Source organism: Opitutus sp. sgz309028 (genome assembly GCF_059821195.1).
This window is the reverse complement of sequence record NZ_JCAMRR010000001.1, coordinates 613,826-639,352: the sequence shown is the minus strand read 5'-3', so window position 1 is coordinate 639,352 and position 25,527 is coordinate 613,826. Positions and strand designations below refer to the sequence as shown.

The window sequence follows — 25,527 nt, the reverse complement described above, 5'->3', positions numbered from 1 at the left end:
GTGTGAGACTCGTGCTGGCGACATGTCCTTGTTGAACCAGAATCCGATGGAGCGCGCGGTGCGCTGGCTTGCCGCCCAGGCGAATTTTCCGGCGAGCCGGCTGACGGCGTCCGCCGAGTCGCTCCTGCTGGTCGGTCTGCTGGCGGAAGCGCAAGGCATCGTGGAAGCGGAGCGGCATCTGGTGCAAACGCGCAACGGCGCCCAGGATGCGGCATTGCGCGCGCATGCGCTGCGGCGCTCGCGAGTGCACTACAAATGCGATAACAGCGCGAAGGTTTAGTCGGTTTTGGGCGGTGGGGCGCTCCGGAGAGAATCCGGCCCGGCAGATGTAACTTTTCGGCGGGCGCGGTGTTTTCGTTTTACCGCTATGAAAACATTCCCCCTCCTGATCGCGGCCGGCCTCTGGGCTGCGCTGCCGCTGGCTGCCACCGCGGAAATCGAACGCGTCGTCGAAAAGAGCTTCAACGTCCAGCCGGGCGGAACGCTCTCGGTCGAAACCTCCGGTGGAAGCATCCGCGTCGAAACAGCGCAAACCTCGCAGGTCAACGTGGTCGCGAAACAACGCATCCGCGCCAGCTCGGAAGCCGAGGCGGACAGGCTTTTGAAGGACCTCGATCTCACCATCGAGCAAAACGGCAACGACGTGCGCGCGCGGGCGAAGTTGAACGGGATCAAATGGGGCCGTCAGCCGGTGCAGGTCGATTTTGTTGTTTCCGTTCCCACGCGCTATCACGCCGACCTGCGGACGTCGGGTGGCAACGTGGACGTCGGCGATCTGGACGGACGCCTTCAGGCGCGCACCTCCGGCGGCAACGTGACGTTGGGCCGGATCACCGGCGACGTCGACGCTGGCACATCCGGCGGCGATGTGCGGCTGGCGGAAGGCAAAGGCCGCGTGAAACTCGGCACCTCCGGCGGCAACATCCGCGTGCAGCGCGCCGGCGGTCACACGGAACTGGATACATCCGGGGGCAACATCGAGATCGAGTCGGTGGAAGGCTCGATCCAGGCGGACACGAGCGGCGGCAATGTGCGCGCCGGCATCCGCGGGCCGCTCCAGGGCGATTGCGTGCTGGGCACTTCGGGCGGCCAGGTGCGCGTGACGGTCGACAAGACCGCGGCGTTCAATCTCGATGCCTCGACCAGCGGCGGCGACGTGGACGCGGAAGGTCTCACGATCACGATCGAACGCGGCGGTTCGGGCAAAAGCCGGCTGGCGGGCAAAGTGAACGGCGGCGGTCCGCTGCTGAAACTACGCTCAAGTGGCGGCGACATCGACGTGAAGACCCGTTGAGCCGGATCGCGGGCGCCGCGGAATCGCGCTGGCGCCGCGGCGGCCGGTTGATTCAGTGGACGCATGACGCGCGAAGACGCTTATGCGGAACTGGTCCAGCGGCTGAAGCATACTCACCTGCTAGGCACCATCGGCGAACTGTTGGGGTGGGACGAGCAGGTGAACCTGCCGTCGAACAGCGCGGACCAACGTGCCGAACAGCACGCCGCGCTCGCGGCGGCGACGCATGCGGCCGCGAGCGATCTTCGTATTGGCGAACTGCTCGCGACGTTGCGCGACGAGTCTGAACCCACCGGCGATCACGCCGCAGTGCTGCGCGAGGCGCGGCGAGATTACAAACGGGCGACGAAGCTGCCCGCCGAATTCGTGCGCGAAAAGGCGGTGCAGGGCAGCCGCGGTTATCACGCGTGGGCCGAGGCGAGAAAGGAAAACGATTTCGCGAGCTACGCACCTGTGCTCGAAAAGAATCTCGAGCTCGCGCGCCGGGAGGCGGGCTATCTCGGTTGGGGCGACCGCGCCTACGACTACATGATCGACAAGAGCGATCCCGGCGTCTCGACCGCGATGGTGGCTGCGCTCTTCGACGAATTGAAGGAGGAGCTCGTGCCGCTGGTGCGGGCGATCACGAGCTCGCCGGTCGTGCCGAGGAAGGACGCGTTGCGCGGTTTTCCGGTCGAGCTGCAACGCACGTTTCTGCGCGAGGTGGCGGAGCGGATCGGCTTCGACTACAGCCGCGGGCGGATCGACGTGTCGTTGCATCCGTTCTGCTCCGGCACGGGCGCGGACATCCGGATGACGACGCGGTTCAAGGAAGACGAGCCGCTCGATTCGTTGTTCAGCGCGATTCACGAGACCGGACACGGCTTGTATGAACAAGGTCTGCGCCGCGAACATTACGGCACCGCGCTCGGGATGCACGCGGGCATGGGGGCGCACGAATCGCAGAGCCGGCTGTGGGAAAACCAGGTCGGGCGGAGCCGCGGCTTCTGGCGGTTTTTCGAACCCCGCCTTCGCGAGCTCTTCGCGAAGCAGACGGCGGACGTGACGTCGGACGAACTTTACCTCGCGATCAACGCGGTCGCGCCGACGCCGATCCGCGTCGATGCGGACGAAGTGACCTACAACCTGCACATCATCCTGCGGTTCGAGCTGGAGCAGCGACTCTTTGCCGGCGAACTCGCGGTGCGCGATCTGCCCGCGGCGTGGCGCGAGGCATCGAAGGCGTTGCTCGGTCTGGAGCCGGAGACGGATCGCGAAGGCGTGTTGCAGGACGTGCACTGGAGCGACGGCGCGTTCGGTTATTTCCCGAGTTATTGCATCGGCAACATGATGGCCGCGCAGCTCTGGTATCGCGCGCTGGAGGTGCGGCCGGCGCTGGAGGACGACTTTGCGGCGGGGAATTTTTCCGGGCTGCTCGGCTGGCTGCGCGAGACGGTGCACGCGCCGGGACGGAAATATTTGCTGCCCGAATTGGTGAAACGCGCGACGGGTGAGGAGCTGTCGCCGAAGTGGCTCGTGCGGTATTTGCGCGAGCGATACGCGACGCTTTACCGCGTATGAGCGCCGGCGGTCGAGGCGGTCGCCACCGGGCGTCGCGGAGATTTGTTTGGCGTCCGGACGTCTGAAGCTTGGAATTTCGGCTGCATGTCCCTGATCGACACCCACACCCATCTGGAATCGTTCGCACGCAGAGGTGCGCTGGCGGAAATCCTTGCTCGCGCGCAAGCGGCGGGCGTGGGGACGATGATCACGATCGGCACGTCACCCGACGACTGGGCGCTGTATCGCGGACTCGCGTCGGAGCACGCGGCGGACGGTTTTATCCGTTACACCGTCGGGCTGCATCCGTGCTCGGTGGAGGCGGATTGGGAAAACGCGGTGGCGGGCATCGAGGCATTTTGGAAAAATGAAGACGGCGCGAACGCAGTTATGCCGGTGGCGCTGGGCGAGTGCGGGCTGGATCGCTTTCATTTGCCGAAGGAGCCGGCGGAGGCGGAACGGATTTTCGCGTGGCAGCGCGCGGCGTTTGCGGCGCAGCTCGGGATTGCGAAAAGGCTCGGCACGCCGGTGGTGGTGCATTCGCGTGGGGCGTTTCGGGAGTGCGTGGAGATGATTGACGCGAGCGGCGTGGACTGGACGCGCGTCGTGTTTCACTGTTTCACGGAAGGCGAGGCGGAGATGAACGAGTTGCTGAGCCGCGGCGGCTTCGGCTCGTTCACGGGCATCGTGACCTACAAGAGCGCTGAGAACGTGCGCGCGGCGATGAAGGCGCAGGGGCTCGCGCGATTGATGATTGAGACGGACGCGCCGTATCTCACGCCGGTGCCGCACCGCGGCAAACCGAACGAACCGGCGTTCGTGCGGCACACGGCGGACTTTTGTGCGCGGGAAGTATTCGGCGTCAGCGACGAGGAATTCGCCGGAGTCACCACGGCGAACGCGCGAAGGTTCTTCGGGCTTTAGAGCCCACGGAACTGCAGGGGGGCAATGATAGAGGTGCCCACGGAACACACGGAAAACACGGAATTTTAAAACCACGAAACACACGAAATACACGAAAATGGGTTTGCCCCGATTTTTCGGACACGGGGTTGAGCGGATTTGATGTGGTTAGTTGCTGACAGATTCGAAGTCGAGCGGCGTGCGATAATTCAGGGCGGAGTGGAGGCGGCGGGTATTATAGAAGCCCTCGATGTAGTGGAAGATCGCACGGTGGGCGTCGGCCTGGGTGCGGAAGCGATGACGGAACAGGTGTTCCAGTTTGAGCGTGCTCCAAAACGACTCCATGGCGGCGTTGTCGTAGCAGTTGGCCCGCCGGCTCATGGAAGCGATCAGGCCATGGCGGGCCAGAGCGTTGCGATAAGTCGTGCTGGCGTATTGGATACCACGGTCGGAGTGGACCATGACACCGGGAGCGGGCTGGCGGACGGCGACCGCTCGTTCGAGTGCGCTCAACACCAGCGAGGTCTCCAGCGTGGTGGCCGTCGCCCAGCCAATCACGCGCCGGCTGCACAGGTCCATGATGGCCGCCAGATACAGCCATCCTGTCGCCGTCTGCACGTAGGTGATGTCGCTCACCCAGACCGTATCGGGCCGCTGCGGCCGGGCGATCTGCAGCAGATGATTGGGCGCGATCGGATGGGCGTGGTGGCTATCGGTCGTGCGCGCCCGGAAGCGGCGGCGCTGGCGCCCACGCAAGCCAGCCGCCCGCATCAGACGAGCGACCCGATGACGGCCGCAATGCACCCCGAGGTCCCGCAACGCGAAGCGCATGCGCGGACTGCCATAGACCTCGCGGTGTTCGGCATGCACCCGGGCGATTTCGCTCAGCAGTTGGCGGTTCGCCGTGGCCCGCGCGCTCGGCTGCTGCTGGCGGCGGCACCAAGCATAGTAGCCGCTGCGCGAGACGCCCAGTTCATGACACAGCCGTTGCACGTCGTGTTGGCCGCTCAAGGCTTTGATTTGGGCAAACCTCTCAGCGGCGGTTCGGTGAGGATGCCCAGCGATTTTTTTAGGATGTCACGCTGCTCTCGCAGGCGCTCCACCTCTTCGCGTAACGCCGCGTTCTCGCGCGCCAGCTCCTCGGGCGAACGCGCCGGCGCGGCGGCCCCCGGGGGCCGCGCTTGGCTGCCCCAGGTATACAGCAGGTCGGCGCGAATCCCCAGTTGCCTCGCAATCTCGGCCGCGCTGCGGCCGCTCGTGCGCCATAGCTCCACCGCATCCTGCCGGTATTGCTCGGTAAACTTGCGACGGCGCGTTGCGCCGTCTGAACTTGATTGGGTCATTGGTAGGCTCTCTTTTTTGAGCCCAATCCCTGTCCGTCAAATCGGGGCAACCTCAAAAGGACGGAGTCGGAGTTCGTCTTTTCTTCCGTGTATTCCGTGGGCCAAATTTTCAGTGGTTTGGCTTTCGTGTGTTTCGTGTATTTCGTGGTTCCTCTCCGTCAGCCACGAGCACGAAAAAAGGCGGCTGTGAGGCCGCCTTCGTCATAGTTTCGATTCCGATTTCGTGGGCCGGTTTTACGCCTCGTCGAACTTGCGGTTAAAGAGCGCTTCAAGCTCGTCGAGCATCGCGGCGGCGTCGTCGCCGCTGGCGATGAAACGCACCTTCGAACCCTTGCCGGCGGCGAGCATCATCAGACCCATGATGCTCTTTCCGTTTACCTGCTCCTCCTCCTTTTCCACGAAGACGTCGGACTTAAACTTGTTCGTGATCCGGACGATCATGGCGGCGGGGCGGGCGTGGATGCCCATTTTGTTCTGTACAACCAACTCTCGAATAAGCTGCTGAGATGCGGCAGGTGTGGCGTCGCTTTTGTTCATGAAGGTCGGAGAAGGGAGGGCGTAAATCCGGGATGAGACGGTGGCTTGCAACCTAAAAACCCGGCGGCAGTCTGCAAGCGGATGCCCAAAACAGCGATCATCGTGCCATGTCGCCTCGAGTCTACGCGCTTCCCGCGCAAGCTCTTGCATCAGATCGAAGGCAAGCCGCTCCTGCTCTGGGTGGCGGAACGAATCGCACGCGAGGCGCCGGAATTTCCGCTGCATTTCGCAGTCGATCACGCGCTGCTGCGGGACTGCGTGGTGCAAGCAGGTTTCAATGCGATCATGACGGATGCCGCGCATCAGAGCGGGACGGATCGCATCGCGGAAGCGAATCGCACGGTCGGGGCGGAGCACGTGATCAACGTGCAGGCCGATGAGCCGCTGGTGACGGGCGCGCAGCTGCGGGCATTGTCGGGCTTGCTCGAGAACGGCGCGGTGATGGCGACGCTCGTGACGCCGTTCAAACGTGTCGTCGATTTCTACAATCCGAATCAGGTGAAGGTCGTGCTGCGGCAGGATGGGCGCGCGCTTTATTTCTCCCGTTCGCGCATGCCGTTTTCGCGCGATCTCGGCCTCACGATCGACGACGCGTGGGTGCAGGCGAATCCCTGTTTCAAACACCTCGGCCTTTACGCCTATCGCGCGGATCTGTTGGAGAAATTCGCGAAGCTGCCGATGGGCCGTTACGAGCAGATCGAAAAACTCGAACAGCTCCGCGTGCTGGAAAACGGCTACGACATCGCTTGCGCGGTGACGGAAGACCCGACGATCGGCGTCGACACGCCGGATGACGCGAAACGCTTTGAGCAGGCGCTCAAAGCGGCGAAGTAAAACGAGCGCCCGGTGGCCGGCCACCGCGTGGGGCGGCCGCATGCGGCCGCGCGAGGCGCGTCAGATTTTGCCGGCCTTGCGGGCCTCGACCATCTTGTAGAAATCGAGGAACAGCGGGTCGGCGTCGTTCGGGCCGGGCGCGGCCTCGGGGTGATATTGCACGCTGAAGACCGGGAGCGAGGTGTGGCGGAGACCCTCGACGGTGTTGTCGTTGAGATTGATTTCCGTGACCTTCGCGCCGCGGTTTTCGATCGATTTCGGATCGGTGGCAAAACCGTGATTCTGCGCGGTGATCGAGACACGGCCGGTTTCGAGATTCTTGACGGGCTGGTTGCCGCCGCGATGGCCGAACTTCAGCTTGAAGGTATTCCCGCCCAGCGCGTGCGTGACCATTTGGTGGCCGAGGCAGATGCCGAAGGTCGGGAATTCGGGCAGCAGGTCGGTCACGGTTTTGTGCACGTAGGCAAGCGCGGCCGGATCGCCGGGACCGTTGGAGAGGAAAAGCGCGTCGGGCTTTTGCTCGCGGATCTGCGCGGCACTGGCGGTCGACGGAAACACCTGCACCTCGAAGCCGTGGCGGACGAGTTTGCGGAAAATGCTGTGCTTCGCGCCGTAGTCGAAGGCGGCGACGCGGAACTTTTTCTCGGGAACGCCGGGGGCGTTCATCGTGGTGCCGACGGGCAGGTAAGGCGCGTTGAAATTGGCCGGATCGCTCGGGCTCCAGATGTAAGGCTCGGTGCAGGTGACGTCCTTGACGTAGTCCGTGCCGGACATGTCGCGCCAGGCGCGGGCGCGGGCGACGGCTTCCTCGTCGGAAATCGGCAGGGTCGACAGGCAGCACTTCATGGCGCCGTCGACGCGCAGCTTTTTTGTGAGCGCGCGGGTGTCGATTTCGCTGAGTCCCGGGATGCCGTATTTCGCGAGGTAGTCCGGCAGCGAAATGGACGCGCGCCAGTTTGAGACGACAGGGGAGAGCTCGCGGACGATGAGGCCGGCGCATTTCGGGCCGGACGATTCCTCGTCCTCGGGGGTGAGCCCGTAGTTGCCGATCTGGACGGCGGTCATCGTGACGATCTGGCCGAAATACGACGGATCGGTGATGATCTCCTGATAGCCCGTCATCGAGGTGTTGAACACGCACTCGCCGGCGATCGTCGTGGCGGCGCCGAACGCGAGACCGTGGTAAACACTACCGTCTTCCAGTGCGAGAACTCCGGGTTTGGTTAGGGACATTAAAGCCCGACGAAAAACCGTTGGATTGGCCCTGCCAAGGGGGAAATGCGCCGGCGCCGGCGAAAAGCGGCAGTTTGGGGAAAAAGCCGCGACGCCGATGCGCAGGGTTCCGGATGAGCGATGTCCGTCGCGCTTGGAAGAGGGCTGGCTGACGGCGCTTACCGCGTGGGGGATGACAACCCTTGGCACTTCGCGCCAAGAACAATTCTGCGGAGCCGTTTGACTCCCCCGTCGCGCTGTTTAGGGCTGTCGCCACCTTTCCCATGTCCTATACCGAAGATCGCGCCGCCTGGTTTGAAGGCCAGGGGCTTTGGCAACACATCCCGCCAGCCGAGTGGCAGGACTGGATCTGGCAGCTGAAGAATCGCATCACGAGCGTCGCCCAACTCGAGCAGTTCATGACGCTCACGCCCGAGGAGCGGGCCGGCTGCTATTTCGCCGACAAAAAGCTCTCGCTGGCGATCACGCCTTATTTTTTCAATCTCATCGACCGCGACGATCCGAACTGCCCGATCCGCAAGCAGGTGATTCCTCGGGCCGGTGAAATGCAGATCTCGGCCGAGGAGCAGCTGGATTCGCTCGGCGAGGACGAACATTCGCCGGTTCCCGGCTTGGTGCACCGTTATCCCGATCGCGTGCTGTTTCTCGTCACGGATCGCTGTGCGGCGTATTGCCGGTATTGCACCCGCAGCCGGCTGGTTTCGAACGCGCAGGACTACAACTTCCATCCGGAGTTTGAACAAGGGCTGCGCTACATCGAGGCGCATCCGGAAGTGCGTGACGTGCTCTTGTCGGGCGGCGATCCGTTGCTGCTGTCGGACAAGAAGTTGGAGCATTTGTTGAGCCGTCTCCGCGCGATCAAGCACGTGGAGTTCATCCGCATCGGCTCGCGCATTCCCGTGTTTCTGCCCCAGCGCATCACGCCGGAGCTTTGCGAGGTGTTGAAGCGTTACGGCCCGATCTGGATGAGCATTCATATGAATCATCCGAAGGAAGCCACGGCGGAGGTGCGCGACGCGATGGAGCGACTGTCCTTCGCCGGCGTGCCGCTGGGTAACCAAAGCGTGCTGCTGCGCGGGGTGAACGACGATCCCGAAGTGATGAAGGCGCTCGTCCACCGGCTTTTGCGGATGCGCGTGCGGCCGTATTACCTGTATCAGATGGACCTGATCACGGGCGGTTCGCACTTCAAGGTCGATGTGCGCAAAGGCTTGGAGATCATCCAGGCGCTGCGCGGGCATACGACGGGCTACGCCGTGCCGCAGTTCGTGATCGACGCGCCGGGTGGCGGCGGGAAGGTCCCGATGAATCCGGACTATCTCGAGCGCATCACAGACGACGAAGTCGTTTTCCGGAATTACGAAGGCCGCATTTTCCGCTATCCTCTGAAAAGCACGCCTTTGCCGCAGGAAAACGCGGCGCCGACGGAGGCCCCGGCGGAGTTGCCGCAGATCGTGCCGTAAACGGCGCGGCGCGGGGGAGAGAGGGAAGGTCGCGATCTGGCGGCGTCCGGCGGGGATTCGGCGAGATCGGGAGACCTCGCCCTACAACTTTGGGGCGGCGTTTCGAGGGGTTCACGCGCGACGCGATTCTTCATGGGTTGCGGGAGGCATTTGACGGCGCAGGCGGCTGGGTGACAGCCGATTGCGTAGGCCTGACGCTGTCGGCCAAAAATGTTGAACTTTTTTTGAGCGTTTCGGTGAGCACCCCGTCTATCTCTGCGTAGTCAACATCGTCCGCAGGGACGGTGAATGTTTGTAGTTCTTACGGTTTGCTTGGTGTTAGGTCACTTGAGCCGCCCCGCGAGGGGCGGCTCTTGTGTTTTCCGGGATCGGGAGGCGACCGGAAAACGAAAAAGCCGGCGACCCTTTCGAGTCGCCGGCTTCCACGTGGGTCGGCGTCAGCTGAATGACGCCGCGGTGTCGCTTGATGATGTTTTGGACCTGCGATCAGTTAACGTTCGTGGTGTTGAGCAGGAAAGGATGCCCGGCGAAGGGTGTGTCGCCGGCGTATTCGAAAGGATCGTTTCCGTCGGCGCCACAGCCATAGACCTTGTTATTCCGCAGGTCCGTGATTTTGCCGACTCGAAAACTGATCATCTTTTTGCCGCGGAAGTCCGCCACCGACAGGATCGGCCCGCGGATCGCGGTGCTGACCGCGACGGGATCGCCCATGCGCTTGTCCTTGATCGTGCGGTAGACGGCGCCCTGGCCGTTGAACGTGACGGCGGCCACCACCTTCCGCTCGCCGCGGACGGCGATGTAGAAGATGTTGTTGAGCGGATCGGCCCTCGATTGCGAGCCGTCCGACAACTTCGGCAGCAGCGGGAGATTGCTGTCGCCGCGGCGCGTGAAGGCCATGCTGACCGGATTGCGGCCGACGTTGAACGAGCCGACTTTCCGGATGCTGCCGCTGCGTTCCCAATCGTAACGTTTCAGCAGCGACGACGTGTCGATGATGCTGATCGTGCCGTCGGCCGAGGCGACGTAGCCCTTGTAGTGGTCGCGGGTCCAGCGATCGACGCGGAATCCGGCGAGGACGGTCGTGGGCTCGGCGACGCTGCTTTGCCAGACGACCTGCGGCGTGATCGACGGTTTGGCGGAAAACGCCTGCGGGAAGTCGTTCGCGCCCGTGCCGCGTGCGGCGAGGGTGTTCTTGTAGCTCGTCGCGGAGCTCAGGTAGCTGTCGCGCATGTAGCCGAACAGCGGGGAGAGGTCGACGATGGCGACGGTGTTGTCGTATTTCGACGCGACCATGGCGTAACCCTTCGTGGCCACGACGCCGTTCCAGGCGCCGCTGTACACATTCTTGCGGTCGGAGTCGTTGGCCAGATTGATCTGGCTGAGCACCTTGCCGCCGGTTTGGGACGGACCGCTCCACCAGCCGTTGCTGGCGGCCGAGACGGACGTCGGCATCTTCATCGGCAGATCGACGTAGCCGAGGAGCTTGAATGCCGACCAGCTGCCCTGATTCGGCAGGCCCATGTACGGCCACGTGTGGAACGGCAGGTACTTCGCTTCGAGCGCGAAGACCGCGAGCTGGCCCTTCTTGGCCGCGATATCCCAAACGGTGACGAGCGCGAATTCGTTGCCCGTCGTGATCGCGATGCCGGTGGGCACCTTCGTCTCCGGGAAAACGAAGCCGGGATACGGACGCTCCGAGCCGTTGCGGCTGGTCTGCGTGGCCGCGACGCCGAGATAGCCGTCGCGATAAAGCACGAGCGCTTCGTTGCACTGCATGCCGTAGTTGCGCGCCATCGCGACCGGATACTTCGGCGCCTCGCCGAACAGCGTGGTGTAGTAGGGCTCGCGGGTCTGCGGGTCGGGGTGCGGTTTGCCGCTGGCCCAGTCCAGACGCGGGCTGATCGCAAACACGCGATCGTAATAGGCGTAAACCTGCACGCGATCGAGGCCGGGATCGGAGACGTCATCCGGCACGTAGGCGACCTGGCCGCTCTCGCTCCAGTAATCGCCGTCCGTCACCGGCGGTCCGCCGAGTTCGTACGGATTCGTGCGAATATAGCCGCTCGTGCGCTTGTAAGAAGCCGGCTTGTACAACGTGGGACGATCGTCGGGCGCGTTCGGGTTCAGATCGAGGAAACTGGGGCCGAGACGCATTTCCATCGTGGCCTTGTCGTAGCTGAGCGCGAGCAGGCCATAGAGCGAGAGATCGAGCGAGCCGTCGGATTTGTACAACGACAGAGCGCCCTTCGACGGGGGCACCGGATCGGGCGTGACGTCAGGCTCGGGCTCCGGCGTCGGTTTCGGCGCGGGCGGAGGCGAGACCACGGTGCCGGACACGACACTGAAGGCGATCTCGCGGGCCTGGCCGGCGGTGCCGGTGGCGCCGCCTTTTTCGTAGGGCACGACGCGCAGCGTGTGACTGCCGAGCGGGGGCGTCCATTTGTAGTATTTGCCGTTGTCGTCGGCGGCGAACGCGTAGGGCGCGACGCTCTCGGTGCGAACCAATTTGCCGTCGAGATAAAAGGCCACGCTGCCGACCTTGCCGGAGACGTCGGCGCGCAGGTTCAGCGAGAGACCGTCGGAGGACAGCGAGATGACGTCGTTGTTGGCCAGCGGCCGCAGGATCTTCTGGCTGTCGGCGTTGATGAGAACGACCTGGCTGATCGACGAGCCGGTGGTCGGCGGGGCCGGTTCCTTGGTGCCGGAGTCGCCGCCCGTCGGGGCGCTCGACACGACGTTGAGCGTGAGTTCCAGCGCCGCGCCAGCGGTGCCGCCGCGATTGCTCTTGGTAAACGCCCGGGCCTTCATGCGGTGCGTGCCGACCGTGGGCGTCCATTTGCGATATACGCCATTGTCATCGAGCGCGAACGCGTAGGGCGTCAGATTCTCGGTGCGCACATACGCTCCGTCGTAACTGAATTCGATGCTGCCGACCGTGCCGCTGGTTTCCGCGCGAACATTCAGCGCGGTGCCGTCGACGGACAAGACGATGGTGTCGCCGTTGGTGAGGGCACGAATATCTTTCTGGGTGCTCGTGTTCACCAACACGAGGCGGGTGACGGATTGCGAAAATCCGGTCGCGGAGAGGCCGCCGAGAGCAGCGAGGCCGAACAACGCGATTCTAACAGGTGAGTATAACATTACAGGATTCCTTCTATTTTCGACTGGGTGCTTGCCGGACATGGCGAGCAGAACACTCAAGACGGCACTGAGGGAAGTCTCCATGTGGTCAAAACCCTGTGAGTTTCCTTGGGAGGTTTACCGATGCGCCGTATCGATTGTTTACCTACATGAACGGCTGAGGAACGCCGGCGATTCGCCCTCGGCAGGGAGGGCCGGCGGAGCGTGCGTGTGTGGGGTAGGAGGGGCAGCAGAACAGGCGATCGAACGGATCGCCTGTCGTGCTGGGGCAGAACGGCTTGGCCGCGCTGCAGTCGAACCGACCGGGGTCAGTTCACGTTGGTGCTGTTGATCAGGAAGGGATGGCCCGCGAGGGGCACATCGCCGGCGTATTCGAACGCCGCTTTCCCATCGGCCCCGGAACCGTAAACCTTGTTGTTACGGGAGTCGGTGATCTTGCCCACGCGGAAGCTGATCAGCTTCTTGCCGCGGAAATCGGCGACCGAGAGGATCGGTCCGCGAATCGCGGTGCTGACGGCGACGGGGTCGCCCATGCGCTTGTCCTTGATAGTCCGATACACCGAGCCTTTGCCTTCGAACGTCACCGCGGCGACAACCTTCCGATCGCCCCGCACGGCGATGTAGAGAAGGTTGTTGAGCGGATCGGCTTTCGCCTGCGAACCGTTGCTGAGCTTCGGCAGCAGCGGCAGATTGCTATCTCCGCGGCGCGTGAAGCACATGCTCACGGGATTGCGACCGACGTTGAACGTGCCCGCGATCCGCAGGGATCCGAGCCGCTCCCACGAGTTGCGACGCATCAGCGGCGTCGTGTCGATAATGCTGATCGTGCCGTTTTCGGAGGCGACGTAGGCCTTGTAGTAATCCTTGGTCCAGCGATCCATGCGGATGCCGGCGAGGACGGCGTTGGGTTTCGCCACGGTGGATTCCCACGCCACTTTGGGCGTGATCGACGGCTTGGCGGAAAACGCCTGCGGGAACTTGTTCGCCGCCGTGCCACGCGCGGCGAGAGTCGCCTTGTAGTTCGTGGCCGAGCTCAAGTAACTCTCGCGCATGTAGCTGAACAACGGCGCGAGGTCGACGAGCGCGACCTTGTTATCGTATTTCGAACCCACGACGGCGTAACCCTTCGTGGCCACGACGCCGTTCCAGGCGCCGCTGTACACATTCTTGCGGTCGGCGTCGTTGGCCAGATTGATCTGGCTGAGCACCTTGCCGCCGGTTTGGGACGGGCCGCTCCACCAGCCGTTGCTGGCGGCCGAGACGGACGTCGGCATCTTCATCGGCAGATCAACGTAGCCGAGGAGCTTGAACGCCGACCAGCTGCCCTGATTGGGCAGGCCCATGTACGGCCACGTGTGGAACGGCAGATACTTCGCCTCGAGTGCAAGCACCGCGAGCTGACCTTTCTTGGCGGTGATGTCCCAGATCGTGACCAGGGCGAACTCATTGCCGGTGGTGATCGCGATGTCCGTGGGCACTTTGTTTTCCGGGAAAACGAAACCCGGATACGGTCGCTCCGCACTGGTGCGGCTGGTCTGCGTGCCCGCGACGCCGAGGTAGCCGTCGCGATAGATCACAAGCGCCTCGTTGCACTGCATGCCGTAGTTGCGCGCCATCGCGATCGGATACTTCGGCGCCTCGCCGAACAACGTGGAGTAGTAGGACTCGCGGGTCTGCGGATCCGGGTGGGGTTTGCCGCTGGCCCAGTCGAGTCGCGGGCTGATGGCGAACACGCGGTCGTAGTAGGCGTAAACCTGCACCCGGTCGAGGCCGGGATCGGAGGCGCTGTCCGGCACGTAGCCGACCTGGCCGCTCTCGCTCCAGTAATCGCTGTCGGTCACTGGCGAGCTGCCGAGCTCGTACGGATTGGTGCGAATATAGCCGCTGGTGCGCGTGTAGGATTTCGGCCGATACAACGTCGGGCGATCGTCGGTCGCGTTGGGGCTGAGATCCAGAAAGCTGGGCCCCATCCGCATCTCCATCGTTGCCTTGTCATAGCTCAGGGCCAGCTGACCGTACAACGATAGGTTCAACGAACCGTCGGATTTGTACAGCGACTGGGCCGAGGCCGAGGCGGCGCCGAGGAGGAGAGTGCCGGCAAAGTACAAGCCGGCCGCACGTGATAATAACATTCTCAGGAGGTTGGGAGTTTTTCGATGGGCGCGGCTGCCGGGACACCAACGCCCACTCCCATGCTTCCTGCGAAGACCGGCCGGCGCGTACACCGGCGGCTATCGACCGCCTCGATAAGAGAAAATCCGATACATGAGGGTGGGGCGCCGAGGGTGCATTCTCCGGACAATCTTCTCGCAAGAAGATTACCTAAGAAAGCACCCTGAAAGCCCCGTCAGTCGCAGCAGGAAGGCGGTTCTACAAAGACGCGCTTCGATTGTTCCGGTTTTGTGCGGCCGTAATGGAAATTTTACGACATCGCACGCGGCCCACGTGCGGGGCTGACGCAGCTTTTGCTTGCCGGCGACGGCGCGGCGGGCCTCACTGCGCCTTGCCTGTAGGGGTGTCCTCCGCGGAGGACTGAGATTGCGGTGCGACCGGCCGCTCGACCCTTAGAACCTGACACGGATCATGCCGACGAAGGAAACAGCAGGCGCCGGTGGTTGCGCCGCAGGGGTGCGACGGCGCCCCTTTTCTCGGGAGTTCGTGCCGGGCCGGCACTCACCATCATGAAACTCCCGCACCCAGTCCTTTACCTTGCCTTCGCCGGCGCCACGGCCGTGGCCAACGCGCAGACGAACAGCGACCAGCCGGTCCGGCTCGAGCGCTTCGAGGTCGTCGGCGTGCCGCTCGAACTTTCCGTCAATCCGCTCACGCGGACGCTCGACGGCATCTTCGGCGACGCCCGCAGCCTCCTCGAAACGCCCCGCGCAGCCTCGTCGATCACGCAGGCGCTCCTGCGCGAACGCGGCATCGAGGGCGTGCGCGAGTTTGTCGCCTTCGCTCCCGGCAGCTACGCGCCCGCAAGTTACGGCAAGGCCACCATTCCCAATATCCGCGGCGATCTCGCCGAAACGTTCCAGAACGGCCAGCGGCTCAGCTATAACAATTTCGGCTACATGCCGTCGTTCAACGGCGTCGAGGCCCTCGATGTCGTGCGCGGCCCCGGCTCCGCGATCTATGGCAGCGGCTTTTTCACTGGCGGCTACGTCAACTACCTCACCAAGCAGCCACAGTTTTCCCGTGAGACGACGCTCACGTTGCGCGTCGGCTCCTGGGTGCCGGACGGCGGTTCGTGGCTGAACGGCTCCTGGCAGGTCGACACGAACGTGCCGACCGCCGATGGCAAATCGGCCTGGCGCATCAGCTACGAAGGGAAGGAGGACAGCACCTTCTTCCGCCGCCACGGCGGCCGCGACGACCGGCAGGATTTGTTCGTCGCGTGGAAACGAAACGCCTCCGACGCGCTGACGCTCGACGCGAACGTCCAATATATCTGGCAGGCCACGCCGCAGTTGCTCGGTGTGAATCGCCCGAACCAGGAACTCATCGACCACGGCCGGTATTACACCGGCGATCTGCCGGACCTCGGATATTCCGATGCGGGCGCGCTCGCCGGCACGATTCCCGGCACCACTTGGGTCGACCTCCCGCGCGATGCGACCCTGCTGTCGGTCGGCGATTTCGCCAACGCCAACGTCGTGCGCGGCCAGTTCATCGCCAGCGCGCAACTCGCGCCCGACCGAAAAGTCGTGAATCGCACGCTCGCCGAATACGTCGACCGCCGCCGATATCACGCGTTTGAATACGCAGAGTGGGCCGAGCAGACCACGTTCGAAAACCGGACCGAGTGGCACGCCGCCCTCGACACCGGCGCCATCCAGCACGCGGTGATCGCCGGCGCGACGATCCGCTGGGAGGACCGGCTGAGCTACACGAACTACTTCAACGAGTATTTCTTCCAATACGACCTCACGCGCGCGAATCGCGTTTTCAGCCACGAGGCGGATTATCCCGAATCCTACTGGCCCGGGTTCGCGGGCCCGGGCGGGCGGCTGTTTTTCCCGGCGTCCTACGGCAGTCCGGAAACCACGGATTCCACGCTCTGGAATCCGGCGCTCTTCGTGCAGGACGAGATCAAATTCTCCGAGCAATGGTCGCTGCTCGCCGGCGTGCGCGGCGACGGCTTTTACGCGAAGGCCCGCGATCCGCTCGGCGCCGAGGCGGGCGACCACTGGGCCGACCGGCACAGCGACGAAGCCGTGTCGTGGAACGCGAGCCTGATCTACCGCGCGTCGCCGCGCCTCACCTTTTATTCCACGTATCAACGCGCCTATGCCGTGCACGGCAACGTGACCGGCGGCGGCATCATGTTGAAGGACGACGGCAACGGTCGCGGCATCATCGATCCGGACGATTTCAAGAATCTCAGCCGGCTCGCCGAGATCGGAGCGAAATGGTCGCTGCTCGACAACAAGCTCTTCGCCGGCCTCGCGCTGTACGATCAACGCCGTCAGGAGGTGGAGTTGGGCGGCGACGTGAAGAATCTAAAGTTCCGCGGCGGCGAACTGGAGTTCGTTTATCAGCCGGATGTGTATTTCAACGCGACCTTCAACGTGGCGTTCATCGATGGACGCTTCGATAATTCCAGCGCGTCGCAGGCCGGCGGCACGTCGTTGTACAATCTCTACGCGCTCGGCCAGGGGCCGGGCGGTCGCGGCAACGGCCTCGGTTTCCGGTGGGACAAGCTTCCGCCCGGCGATTATCGCATCCCCGGTCTTTCGCGCTGGGTCGTGAACGGCAGCTTCTCGTATCGGTTCCGCAACGGCTTCGGCGGCGGACTCGGCGGCAGCTGGCAGAGCGAACAACCGGGCAATCTGCTCAACGAATACCACATCCCGAACCAGATTTTCCTGAACGCGTTTCTGTTCTACCGGCAACCGCGCTGGGAGGTGAACGTCGACGTCCTCAACGTCCTCAATCGCCGCAACTGGATCCACAACGGCGACAACTACTCGAACAACGTGCTCGTGTTTCAGGACCTGCCGCTGCGCGTGGAAGGTTACGTGAAGTTCAAGTTCTGATCGTTCGATCGACGGACGCGGGTCGCTGACACGCGTCCGTCTCCTGCTCGCTTGCGCCAGACTGTGGCGGCGCCTGTAGTGGGAGAATGATCGGACTTCATGAAGGGCAAGGCTCGGCGAAGAAGGCCCCGGAGCGGGTTTTCGTCCTGCGCTTGCACGTAGTCGGCACGAATCCTCCCGTGTGGCGGCGCTTGCTCGTGCGCGAGTCGATGTGGCTCTCGCGGCTGCACGACAGCATCCAGATCCTGTTCGACTGGTTCGATTACCAGACGCACGCCTTCAACCTCGACGACCTGCGTTTCGGCAATCCGCTGAAGCGCGACGAGCTCACGATCGAGGACGATCGCGACGTCACGCTCGCCGATCTCGATCTCGAGAATCGCGCGCGCTTCGCCTACGGCTACCACTTCGGCGAAGGCTGGCAGGTCGAGATCCGCGTCGAGAAATCGCAGGCCGCGCAAAAGGGCGTGCACTATCCGCTCTGCATCGCTGGCGAACGCGCGGGTCCGCCGGAAGACTGCGGCGGACTCGAGGCGTTTCACGACATGCTTGCGTGCATCAAGGAGCCGCACACCGAACTCGGCCGCGAGTGGATCGAATGGCTCGGACCGGATTTCCAGGCCGACGCCTGCGACCTGGAAAAAATCAACAAAGCGCTCCGCAAACTCGGCAAGTGAGCGGGCGCCGCAGCCGACGCCGCGCAGGCCGTCGGCCGGGACGCGTCGCGCTTACTTCGCGCCGGGAATGCTGCCGGCCTTGATGATCACCATCTCGTCGGGCTTGAGATGCTTTTTGATCGCGGCGTTCAGGTCCTTCGTCGTCAGCGCCTCGATCTGCTTCGGGTATTCGTCGAGCCAGCTGACGTCGTAACCGCGGTGCACGGCGGTCAACAGCGCGCCGGCCATGCCTTCGGTCGTGGCGAGGCCAACTTTGAAACTGCCGACGAGGTCGCCCTTGCGGCGTTCGAGTTCGTCCTCGGTCACGCCTTGCTCATACCATTGCCGGAGCTGGCGCTTCGTGGACTCGATGCCTTTGTCGAGCAGCGCAGGCGCGAAGGTCGCGCTGATCCGCCAGTCGCCGTCGTTGAACGTGTCGCGGCCGACCGAAGAACCGATGCCGTAAGTGAGACCTTCCTTGTCGCGCACGTTGGCCATCAATCGGCCCGTGAAACCGCTGCCCAGAATCGCGGTCGCGACGCGCAGCGCCTGCGCGTCCGGATCGCGATAGCGCAGCCCCGTCGCCTGGCCGAACACGACCGTTACGCTGGGTTTGTCGGACATGAAAATGACCTGATCTTTCGCGGCGTCGGTCGAGGTCGCCTTGGCGGTTTTGATCACGTCGACGCCGCCGCTCCAGCCGGCGAACGCCTGCCGCACTTCGTTCTGCAGTTGCGGGATGTCGAGGTCGCCGACGGCGACGAGGATGAAATGCGCGGGGCCGTAATATTTTGCGTGAAACGCCTTCGCTTCCTCGAGCGTGGCCTTGTTCGTGTCGGCGATGAACTCTTCCGTCGGCGGCTGCCGGTTCGGGTGTCCGACCGGATACACGGCGCGCGTGAACGCGTCGCCGGCGCGGAAATCCGTGCTCTCGAGCTGACGCTGCAGTCCGCCGACGAACTGCTTTTTCACCTTCTCGAATTCCTCCGCGGAAAACGCCGGCGTGCGCAGTTGCTCGGCGATCAGGCCGATGACGAGCGGCACGTCCTTCTTGAGACATTTCGCGCTGATGCCCGCGGTCTGCGTGCCGACGTCGAACGAGATCGTGGCGCCGACGCTCTCGAGCAGCTCGGTGATCTCATATTTGTCGTGCTTCGTCGTGCCCTTGTCCAACATCATGCCGACGAGCGTGGGAATCGCGACATTGCCGTCGCCGGCAAACGCGTCGCCGGCGGGGATCGAGCCGCGGATGGTGACGACGTCCTTCACGCCGGTCGGGTAGGCGATCAGGTCGATGCCGTTGATGTCGGTGCGGACAACCTGCTTCGCGATCTGCGCGCGCAGCGGCGCGGCGACGAACACGAGCGAGCAGAGCGCGAGGAGCGAAAAAGAAAAACGTTTCATGGCGGAAAAGTTCGGCGGTTTTACTCGGTGGCGGCTTCAGCTTGCTCGGGCACATTCGGCACGAACCAGCCGGTCGTGCTCTGGTCGACGCCGAGGTATTTGCGCGCGACGCGTTGCACGTCGGCGGGCGTCACGGCCTTCGTCGCCTCTTCGATCTTGTAATAAAGCGTCCAGTCGCCGGCGGCGATGCACTCGTTGAGATTGCCCGCGATCGCGAACGAGCCGTCGCGTTGAAACGCAGCGTCAGCGAGGAGCTTGGCGGCGGCGGCTTTGACTTCGCCCTCGGTCACGCCGTCTTTTTTCAGCCGTTCGATTTCCTCGAACGTGATTTTTTCAACCTGCTCGTGCGTGGCGCCGGGAGCGAGCGGCGCGAAGATGATCTGGAGCGACGGATCGTGGTTGAAACCGAGAAACACCTGCACGCCGACGGTGAGGTTTTTATCGGTGAGCGCCTTGTAGAGCCGGCTGTTTTTGCCGTCGGTGAGGATGATGCTCAGCACCTGGACGGCGGCGAAATCCGGATGCGTGGCCTGCGGGATCTTGTGGCCGACGGCAACGACGCCGAGCTGGCCGGCGCGTTTCACTGTGACGTGACGCGGCCCGGTCTGATCGGGCTCGACGGTGTAGAGTTCCGGAATCGGCTGGGGCGAACGCGGATATTGGCCGTAATATTTTTTCACGAGCCCGAGCGCGGCGGCCGGTTCGAAATCGCCGATGACCGAGACGGTGGCGTTGTTGGGCCAGTAAAACGTGTCGTAGAATTCGCGGAGTTTTTCGATCGGCACGCCCTCGATGTCGCTGCGCCAGCCGATGGTGGAGTGATGATACGGATGCGCGACGTAGGCGGACTGGAAGATTTCCTTGATGAGCGCCTGAAAGGGCGAATTTTCGCCGCGCTCGAATTCGTTGCGCACGACCGTCATCTCGGGTTGCCGGTCGGAGTCGCGCAGCCAGAGATTGCGCATCCGATCGGCCTCGATCGCCATGTAGCCCTCGAGGTGCTCGTTGCCGATGTTGGCGTAGTAGTTGGTGCGGTCGAGCCAGGTGGTGGCGTTGTATTCGCCCCCAATGCTTTCGAGAAATTGTTTCACGGAGTTGCCCTTGGCGTCGTTGAAGGCGTCGCTGCCCTTGAACATCAAATGCTCGAGCAAGTGCGTGGCGCCGGTCGTGCCGGTGACCTCGTTGCGCGAGCCGACGCGGTAGGTGACCATGAACGTAAGCGTCGGGCTGGAGTGCTCGGGCATGAGCAGCACCGTGAGACCGTTGGCGTCCAGGGTGTATTCGGAGATGTCGCCGACGGTTTTGACGAACGAGAAACCCTCGACCTTCGCGAGCGGTCCGGCGCGGTCGTCGGCCGCAAAGCCGAGCAGCCCGGCGGCGAGAAACAAGGGGAGTAGGAACAGGCGTCGTTTCATGCGTGAGGAGGTTTTGGCGCGCAAGGTGACGCATGCCGGCAAAAACGCCAAGCGGTTAGCGATGGTCGGTCGCGCGGCAGCGTCGGCCGGGTCGGAACGCGCGCGCCGGCTGAAAATCCGTTTGCGCCGGCGCAGGTCGGGCCACAGCCTGCGCGGTTCCATGAGCGAGATCCCTCAAGATATCACGCATGACCAGCACGCAGTCCGGCGCCAGAAGCTCGCCGATTTGCGGGCGGGCGGCTTCGATCCGTTTCGCGCCAACGTGGCGCCGACGCATTTCTCCGCCGACGCCAAAGCGCTCTACGTCGAGGGCCAGGATTACACGGTCAACGTCACCGTCGCCGGCCGGCTGGTCACGTTTCGCGTGCAGGGCGGCAGCTCGTTCGTGAAGATCCAGGACCAGCAGGGTCAGATTCAGCTCTATTTCCGCAAGGACGTGCTCGGCGAGGAGCGCTACGGCGTCTTCAAGAAGTCGCTCGATCTCGGCGACATCATCGGCGTCACCGGCGCGTTGTTCAAAACCAAGACCGGCGAGATCACCGTCCGCGTCGATGCGTTCACCCTCGTGAGCAAGGCCCTGCGTCCGCTGCCCGAGAAGTTTCACGGCCTCAGCGATCCGGAACAGGTTTACCGCCAGCGCTACCTCGACGTGATCGTCAACCAGGAGTCGCGCGCGCGGCTGATGCTGCGTTCGAAGATCGTCTCGCACATCCGGCGTTTTCTCGAGTCGCAGCAGTTCATCGAAGTCGAGACGCCGGTGCTCGAGAACACCGCGGGCGGCGCGGCGGCGCGGCCGTTCGTCACGCATCACAACGCGCTCGGCGTCGATTTCTTTTTGCGCATCGCGACGGAACTCCGGCTGAAGCGGATGCTCGTGGGCGGCTTCGATCGCGTGTTCGAGATCGGACGCATCTTCCGCAACGAGGGCGTGTCCCGCCGGCACAATCCCGAGTTCACGATGCTCGAGGTGTATCAGGCTTACAGCGACTACCGCGGGATGATGACGCTGATCCGCGATATGTTGACGACGCTCTGCCGCGACGTGCTCGGCACGACGAAGATCAAGCACGCGGCGAGTGGTCAGGAGATCGATTTCGCCGGCGAGTGGCGCGAGGTGCGTTACAAGGATCTGATCAAGGAAGCCACGGGCGACCCCGAGTGGTTCGGCCGCACGAAGGCGGAGAAGATCGCGAAGGCCGAGGCGATGGGGCTTTCGGTTCATCCCGGCTGGGAGGAATTCGAAATCACCAACGAGATTTTCTCGAAAAAGATCGAGCCGACGCTGATTCAGCCGACGTTCGTCACGCACCTGCCGAAAGAGCTTTGCCCGCTGGCGAAGTTGAATGCCGAGGATCCGAGCGTGCTCGACGTCTTCGAGCTCACGATCGGCGGCATGGAAGTCGCGCCCGCGTATTCGGAACAGAATGACCCGGACGTGCAGCGCGAGATGTTCGAGAAGCAAGCCGGCGAGGAGAAGCAGAACATCGACCAGGATTTCCTCCTCGCGCTCGAACACGGCATGCCGCCCGCCGGCGGCATGGGCGTGGGCATCGACCGGCTCTGCATCCTGCTGACCGGCGCCGAGAGCATCCGCGATGTGATCCTGTTTCCGCAGCTGCGTCCCGGCAGCGGCGGCGCGGCCAGCTGAAGTGAAACGTTGAAGTGAAGGCGCGAACCTGCGGTGCTTCGGTCGCGCGGTTCGAGCCTATCACCTAAACTTCACCCCCAATCTGGCGCATGCCCTGGCCGCTTTACCTCGCTCTCAAGCAGCTCTTCCCGACGGGGCGGCGGTTTCCGTTTTTTACCTTCATCTCGACGCTCGGCGTCGCGCTGGGCGTCGCGCTGCTCGTGATCTCGACGAGCGTCATGGGCGGTTTCGGCCACGAAATCCGTCGCATGATCGTGGAGACGCAGGGCGACGTGCAGGTGAAGGCCAACGGCTTCGTCCAAAACCCCGAGGAACTCCTCGCGCGCATCACGCAGGTGCCGGGCGTCGTCGCCGCCACGCCGTATGCCGAGGGCGTGGTGATGCTCGAGTGCGACCGCAAACCCGCGTTTCCCGGCATCCAGGGGATCGACGTCAACCGCGTCGGCAAGGTCGTGCCGCTCGACCGCTACATCCGCGTCGGTTCGCTCGACGCGCTCGATGACGACTCGATCATCCTGAGCGCGAATCTCGCGATTTCGATCGGCGCGCGCATGGGCGATATGGTCGAGGTCTATTCGCCGCTGCTGCTGGAGCGGTTGAAAAACGACGAGGTGCTTTTGCCGCGCGAATTGAAAGTCGTCGGTATCTTCGAGGTCGGCCACCAGCAACTCGACAGCTCCGTCGTGCTCGTGACGCTGCGGCTGATGCAGGATCTCTACGGCCTGCGCGGCGGCATTCACGGCATCAACGTGAAACTCGCGCCGGGGCTCGATGCCGACATCGGCGCCGGCCGCATCAACGCCGCGCTGCCGCCGGACGCGCACATGTCGGCGCACTCGTGGATGGAGGCGAACCAGGACTTTTTGTTCATCCTCTCGCTGGAGAAGAACATGATCTTTTTCCTGCTGACCTTCATCATCATCGTCGCGGCGTTTTCGGTGACGAGCTCGCTGCTGATTTCGGTGGTGCGGAAGACGCGCGAGATCGGCGTGCTCGGCGCGCTCGGCGGAAAACCGCGGCAGGTCGCGGCGTGTTTCTGTTTTCAAGGCCTGCTGATCGGCGCGGTCGGCACCGGCGCGGGACTCGCGCTCGGCTTCACCGCGCTGTTTTTCCGCGACAACATCATCCGGACGTTCACGCAGCTGACGAGCAGCCAGGAGGTGCTCGTGCGGTTTTATCAATTCAGCAAACTGCCCGCCTACACGGCGACGAGCGACGTCGTGATGATCGTCGTCTGCTCGATCGTGATTTCGACGCTGGCGGGATTGCTGCCGGCGTGGCGCGCGGCGCGACTCAAACCCGTGGAGGCGTTGCGCAGTGAGTAAAGAAAACAAAACCGCCGTGCTCACGGCGCGCGGTCTGACGAAGAGTTTTCCGAGCGGCGATCGCCGGATCGATGTCTTGCGCGGCGTCGATCTCGAAGTGTTCGAGGGCGAAAGCGTTTCCATTCGCGGCGAATCCGGTTCCGGCAAATCGACCTTGCTCAACCTTCTCGCCGCGCTTGACGAACCCGATGCGGGCAGCCTCGCGTGGACCGGCCAGCCGGCCAACGCCGACCGCCGTGCGTCGTTTCTCGGGATCGTGTTTCAGTCGTTCTACCTCATCCCGGAGCTGAACGCCCTCGAGAACGTTGTGATGGCGGCGCGCATTTTGAAAAAGCCCGGCGCGGCCGAGCGCGAGCGCGCGAAAGACCTGCTCGGACGCGTGGGCCTCGGCGAACGCGTGATGCACCTGCCCGCGCATCTGTCCGGCGGCGAGCGGCAGCGCGTCGCCGTCGCGCGCGCGCTGATGAATTCGCCGAAGCTGATTCTCGCCGACGAACCCACCGGCAATCTCGACGAGCATACCGGCGACGCCGTCGTGGAACTGCTGCTCGGTCTTTGCGCGGAGATGCGTACGGCGCTCGTGCTCGTGACGCACAACGCCGCCCACGCCGCGAAGGCACAGCGGTCGCTTTTCCTGCACGACGGGCGCTTCGCTCCGCCGCCGCGGTAAACGCCAGGTGCGAGGCGGCCGTTTTTCGAATGGCAGCCGGCGGGTCGGCCGCTACGTTTCGCGCATGGCCTCTCCCAAGATTCGCTGCGGCGTCGTCGGCGTCGGTTCGCTCGGGCAACATCACGCCCGGATCTACGCGTCGCTCCCGAACGTCGCGTTCGCCGGCATCTTCGAAACGAATGACGCCCGCGCGGCGGAAATCTGCGGGAAGTTCAACTGCCAGCGGTTCGCCACGCTCGAAGAACTGGGTGCCGCGTGCGACGCGGTTTCGATCGTCGTCCCGACCGATCGGCACGCGGAGGTCGCGATTCCGCTGCTCGCGCAGGGCTGTCATCTGCTGATCGAGAAACCGCTCTGCGCCAGCCTCGCGGAAGCCGAGCAGGTGCTCGCCGCCGCGCAAAAGGCCAATCGGCTCGTGCAGGTCGGACATATCGAGCATTTCAATCCGGTGATGAGTTTCCTCGAAAAGGAGGTCGACCGTCCCGGCTACATCACCACCGAGCGGCTCGCGCCGTATCAGCCGCGCGGCACGGAGGTGGGAGTTGTCCTGGATTTGATGATCCACGACATCGGCATCGTGCTCGCGCTGGTGAAGTCGCCGATCCGCAGGATCGACAGCGTCGGCATCAACGTCCTGTCGAAGAGCGAGGACATCGCGAACGCCCGTATCGAGTTCGAGAACGGCTGCGTCGCCAACCTCAGCGCGAGCCGCATGAGCCTGAAGAAAAACCGCGAGATCCGCGTCTTTCAGGACAACGCGTATCTCTCCCTCGATTTCATGAACCAGACCGGGCATCTGGTGAAAAAGAGCGACCTGATCGCCTACGGATTGAAGTTGAAAGTCGGCCTCGCCAAAGCGGGCGACGTGAGCTCGGTCCCAGTGCAGGATATCCCGATCGAAAAAGGCGAGCCGCTCGCGATCGAGCTGAAGCACTTTGTCGAAAGCGTGGAGAAGCGGCAGCAGCCGAAGGTCGGCGCCTCGCTCGGCAAGAGCGCGCTCGAGGTGGCGATCACGATTACCGAACAAATCAAACGCGCCGCGAAAGGATGATGGGCGAGATAAAAGAAACAGGTAGGGGCAGTTGT

20 protein-coding genes and 1 riboswitch are annotated in these 25,527 nt (G+C 63.5%); of the genes, 12 read left to right on the top strand and 8 right to left on the bottom strand.

Annotated features, from left to right (window positions below; genetic code table 11):
• Positions 1 to 22 precede the first annotated feature (22 nt).
• The 4 genes from AC6RV7_RS02340 (at position 23) to AC6RV7_RS02325 (ending at position 3,757) form a co-directional block, all read left to right on the top strand.
• Positions 23 to 280, top strand: a complete 258-nt coding sequence (locus tag AC6RV7_RS02340; RefSeq protein WP_500092290.1) for a hypothetical protein — start codon at positions 23 to 25, stop codon at positions 278 to 280.
• A gap of 87 nt (positions 281 to 367) precedes the next feature.
• Entirely contained in the window at positions 368 to 1,294 is a 927-nt protein-coding gene (locus tag AC6RV7_RS02335; protein ID WP_500092289.1) for a DUF4097 family beta strand repeat-containing protein, read from the top strand.
• 63 nt (positions 1,295 to 1,357) lie between these two features.
• Positions 1,358 to 2,854 carry a carboxypeptidase M32 gene (locus tag AC6RV7_RS02330; protein ID WP_500092288.1) on the top strand — a complete coding sequence of 499 codons (1,497 nt, stop codon included), beginning with the start codon at positions 1,358 to 1,360 and terminating at the stop codon, positions 2,852 to 2,854.
• An 84-nt stretch (positions 2,855 to 2,938) separates the two neighbouring features.
• A complete protein-coding gene (locus tag AC6RV7_RS02325; RefSeq protein WP_500092287.1) occupies positions 2,939 to 3,757 on the top strand; it encodes a TatD family hydrolase in 819 nt (272 codons plus the stop codon).
• Between the two features lie 147 nt (positions 3,758 to 3,904).
• On the opposite strand, the gene AC6RV7_RS02320 is transcribed toward AC6RV7_RS02325, so the two are convergent.
• From AC6RV7_RS02320 to AC6RV7_RS02310, 3 genes are all read right to left on the bottom strand, one after another.
• Positions 3,905 to 4,747 carry an IS3 family transposase gene (locus AC6RV7_RS02320; protein WP_500092286.1) on the bottom strand — a complete coding sequence of 281 codons (843 nt, stop codon included), beginning with the start codon at positions 4,745 to 4,747 and terminating at the stop codon, positions 3,905 to 3,907.
• The gene (locus tag AC6RV7_RS02315; protein WP_500092285.1) at positions 4,744 to 5,079 is read right to left on the bottom strand and encodes a transposase; all 336 of its coding nucleotides are present in this window, start codon (positions 5,077 to 5,079) and stop codon (positions 4,744 to 4,746) included. The genes AC6RV7_RS02320 and AC6RV7_RS02315 overlap by 4 nt, the downstream gene beginning before the upstream one ends.
• Before the next feature lie 234 nt (positions 5,080 to 5,313).
• Positions 5,314 to 5,616 (bottom strand): HPr family phosphocarrier protein, encoded by a 303-nt coding sequence (locus AC6RV7_RS02310; protein WP_500092284.1) that lies wholly within the window; start codon positions 5,614 to 5,616, stop codon positions 5,314 to 5,316.
• An 81-nt stretch (positions 5,617 to 5,697) separates the two neighbouring features.
• Between AC6RV7_RS02310 and kdsB the strand changes: the two genes are divergently transcribed.
• Positions 5,698 to 6,450, top strand: a complete 753-nt coding sequence (gene kdsB / locus AC6RV7_RS02305; protein WP_500092283.1) for a 3-deoxy-manno-octulosonate cytidylyltransferase — start codon at positions 5,698 to 5,700, stop codon at positions 6,448 to 6,450.
• A gap of 60 nt (positions 6,451 to 6,510) precedes the next feature.
• Here the strand turns inward: kdsB and carA are convergent, their stop codons facing one another.
• Positions 6,511 to 7,683, bottom strand: a complete 1,173-nt coding sequence (gene carA / locus AC6RV7_RS02300; protein ID WP_500092282.1) for a glutamine-hydrolyzing carbamoyl-phosphate synthase small subunit — start codon at positions 7,681 to 7,683, stop codon at positions 6,511 to 6,513.
• A 263-nt stretch (positions 7,684 to 7,946) separates the two neighbouring features.
• On the opposite strand from carA, the gene AC6RV7_RS02295 reads away from it, so the two are divergent.
• Positions 7,947 to 9,146, top strand: coding sequence for a KamA family radical SAM protein (locus tag AC6RV7_RS02295; protein ID WP_500092281.1), 1,200 nt, complete (start codon positions 7,947 to 7,949; stop codon positions 9,144 to 9,146).
• A 486-nt stretch (positions 9,147 to 9,632) separates the two neighbouring features.
• On the opposite strand, the gene AC6RV7_RS02290 is transcribed toward AC6RV7_RS02295, so the two are convergent.
• Positions 9,633 to 12,287 (bottom strand): hypothetical protein, encoded by a 2,655-nt coding sequence (locus AC6RV7_RS02290; RefSeq protein WP_500092280.1) that lies wholly within the window; start codon positions 12,285 to 12,287, stop codon positions 9,633 to 9,635.
• A gap of 308 nt (positions 12,288 to 12,595) precedes the next feature.
• On the bottom strand, positions 12,596 to 14,419 hold the full coding sequence (locus tag AC6RV7_RS02285) for a hypothetical protein (RefSeq protein WP_500092279.1): 1,824 nt from the start codon (positions 14,417 to 14,419) through the stop codon (positions 12,596 to 12,598).
• Between the two features lie 369 nt (positions 14,420 to 14,788).
• A riboswitch (TPP riboswitch) is annotated at positions 14,789 to 14,902 on the top strand.
• Positions 14,903 to 14,968: 66 nt separating this feature from the next.
• Between AC6RV7_RS02285 and AC6RV7_RS02280 the strand changes: the two genes are divergently transcribed.
• Both AC6RV7_RS02280 and AC6RV7_RS02275 read left to right on the top strand, forming a co-directional pair.
• The gene (locus tag AC6RV7_RS02280; protein ID WP_500092278.1) at positions 14,969 to 17,323 is read left to right on the top strand and encodes a TonB-dependent receptor; all 2,355 of its coding nucleotides are present in this window, start codon (positions 14,969 to 14,971) and stop codon (positions 17,321 to 17,323) included.
• Positions 17,324 to 17,409: 86 nt separating this feature from the next.
• Entirely contained in the window at positions 17,410 to 18,000 is a 591-nt protein-coding gene (locus AC6RV7_RS02275) for a plasmid pRiA4b ORF-3 family protein (RefSeq protein WP_500092277.1), read from the top strand.
• Positions 18,001 to 18,051: 51 nt separating this feature from the next.
• Here AC6RV7_RS02275 and AC6RV7_RS02270 read toward each other — a convergent pair whose 3' ends face one another.
• Both AC6RV7_RS02270 and AC6RV7_RS02265 read right to left on the bottom strand, forming a co-directional pair.
• A complete protein-coding gene (locus AC6RV7_RS02270) occupies positions 18,052 to 19,383 on the bottom strand; it encodes a M16 family metallopeptidase (protein ID WP_500092276.1) in 1,332 nt (443 codons plus the stop codon).
• 20 nt (positions 19,384 to 19,403) lie between these two features.
• A complete protein-coding gene (locus tag AC6RV7_RS02265) occupies positions 19,404 to 20,798 on the bottom strand; it encodes a M16 family metallopeptidase (RefSeq protein WP_500092275.1) in 1,395 nt (464 codons plus the stop codon).
• Positions 20,799 to 20,958: 160 nt separating this feature from the next.
• On the opposite strand from AC6RV7_RS02265, the gene lysS reads away from it, so the two are divergent.
• The 4 genes from lysS (at position 20,959) to AC6RV7_RS02245 (ending at position 25,492) form a co-directional block, all read left to right on the top strand.
• Entirely contained in the window at positions 20,959 to 22,446 is a 1,488-nt protein-coding gene (gene lysS, locus AC6RV7_RS02260) for a lysine--tRNA ligase (protein WP_500092274.1), read from the top strand.
• An 89-nt stretch (positions 22,447 to 22,535) separates the two neighbouring features.
• The gene (locus AC6RV7_RS02255) at positions 22,536 to 23,771 is read left to right on the top strand and encodes an ABC transporter permease (RefSeq protein ID WP_500092273.1); all 1,236 of its coding nucleotides are present in this window, start codon (positions 22,536 to 22,538) and stop codon (positions 23,769 to 23,771) included.
• Positions 23,764 to 24,441 carry an ABC transporter ATP-binding protein gene (locus AC6RV7_RS02250; RefSeq protein WP_500092272.1) on the top strand — a complete coding sequence of 226 codons (678 nt, stop codon included), beginning with the start codon at positions 23,764 to 23,766 and terminating at the stop codon, positions 24,439 to 24,441. Before AC6RV7_RS02255 ends, AC6RV7_RS02250 begins: the two co-directional genes overlap by 8 nt.
• A 64-nt stretch (positions 24,442 to 24,505) precedes the next feature.
• Complete coding sequence (locus AC6RV7_RS02245; RefSeq protein ID WP_500092271.1) at positions 24,506 to 25,492, top strand: Gfo/Idh/MocA family oxidoreductase; 987 nt, start codon at positions 24,506 to 24,508, stop codon at positions 25,490 to 25,492.
• Positions 25,493 to 25,527 lie beyond the last annotated feature (35 nt).

What these genes read in the sequence shown, in the direction of transcription:
- AC6RV7_RS02335 (WP_500092289.1), top strand. Translation starts at nt 368, where the DNA reads ATGAAAACATTCCCCCTCCTGATCGCGGCCGGCCTCTGGGCTGCGCTG.
- AC6RV7_RS02330 (WP_500092288.1), top strand. Translation starts at nt 1,358, where the DNA reads ATGACGCGCGAAGACGCTTATGCGGAACTGGTCCAGCGGCTGAAGCAT.
- AC6RV7_RS02265 (WP_500092275.1), bottom strand. Translation starts at nt 20,798, where the DNA reads ATGAAACGACGCCTGTTCCTACTCCCCTTGTTTCTCGCCGCCGGGCTG.
- AC6RV7_RS02255 (WP_500092273.1), top strand. Translation starts at nt 22,536, where the DNA reads ATGCCCTGGCCGCTTTACCTCGCTCTCAAGCAGCTCTTCCCGACGGGG.
- AC6RV7_RS02245 (WP_500092271.1), top strand. Translation starts at nt 24,506, where the DNA reads ATGGCCTCTCCCAAGATTCGCTGCGGCGTCGTCGGCGTCGGTTCGCTC.
- AC6RV7_RS02285 (WP_500092279.1), bottom strand. Translation starts at nt 14,419, where the DNA reads ATGTTATTATCACGTGCGGCCGGCTTGTACTTTGCCGGCACTCTCCTC.
- AC6RV7_RS02315 (WP_500092285.1), bottom strand. Translation starts at nt 5,079, where the DNA reads ATGACCCAATCAAGTTCAGACGGCGCAACGCGCCGTCGCAAGTTTACC.
- carA (WP_500092282.1), bottom strand. Translation starts at nt 7,683, where the DNA reads ATGTCCCTAACCAAACCCGGAGTTCTCGCACTGGAAGACGGTAGTGTT.
- AC6RV7_RS02295 (WP_500092281.1), top strand. Translation starts at nt 7,947, where the DNA reads ATGTCCTATACCGAAGATCGCGCCGCCTGGTTTGAAGGCCAGGGGCTT.
- AC6RV7_RS02310 (WP_500092284.1), bottom strand. Translation starts at nt 5,616, where the DNA reads ATGAACAAAAGCGACGCCACACCTGCCGCATCTCAGCAGCTTATTCGA.
- AC6RV7_RS02280 (WP_500092278.1), top strand. Translation starts at nt 14,969, where the DNA reads ATGAAACTCCCGCACCCAGTCCTTTACCTTGCCTTCGCCGGCGCCACG.
- AC6RV7_RS02290 (WP_500092280.1), bottom strand. Translation starts at nt 12,287, where the DNA reads ATGTTATACTCACCTGTTAGAATCGCGTTGTTCGGCCTCGCTGCTCTC.
- AC6RV7_RS02325 (WP_500092287.1), top strand. Translation starts at nt 2,939, where the DNA reads ATGTCCCTGATCGACACCCACACCCATCTGGAATCGTTCGCACGCAGA.
- AC6RV7_RS02275 (WP_500092277.1), top strand. Translation starts at nt 17,410, where the DNA reads ATGATCGGACTTCATGAAGGGCAAGGCTCGGCGAAGAAGGCCCCGGAG.
- kdsB (WP_500092283.1), top strand. Translation starts at nt 5,698, where the DNA reads ATGCCCAAAACAGCGATCATCGTGCCATGTCGCCTCGAGTCTACGCGC.
- AC6RV7_RS02340 (WP_500092290.1), top strand. Translation starts at nt 23, where the DNA reads ATGTCCTTGTTGAACCAGAATCCGATGGAGCGCGCGGTGCGCTGGCTT.
- AC6RV7_RS02270 (WP_500092276.1), bottom strand. Translation starts at nt 19,383, where the DNA reads ATGAAACGTTTTTCTTTTTCGCTCCTCGCGCTCTGCTCGCTCGTGTTC.
- lysS (WP_500092274.1), top strand. Translation starts at nt 20,959, where the DNA reads ATGAGCGAGATCCCTCAAGATATCACGCATGACCAGCACGCAGTCCGG.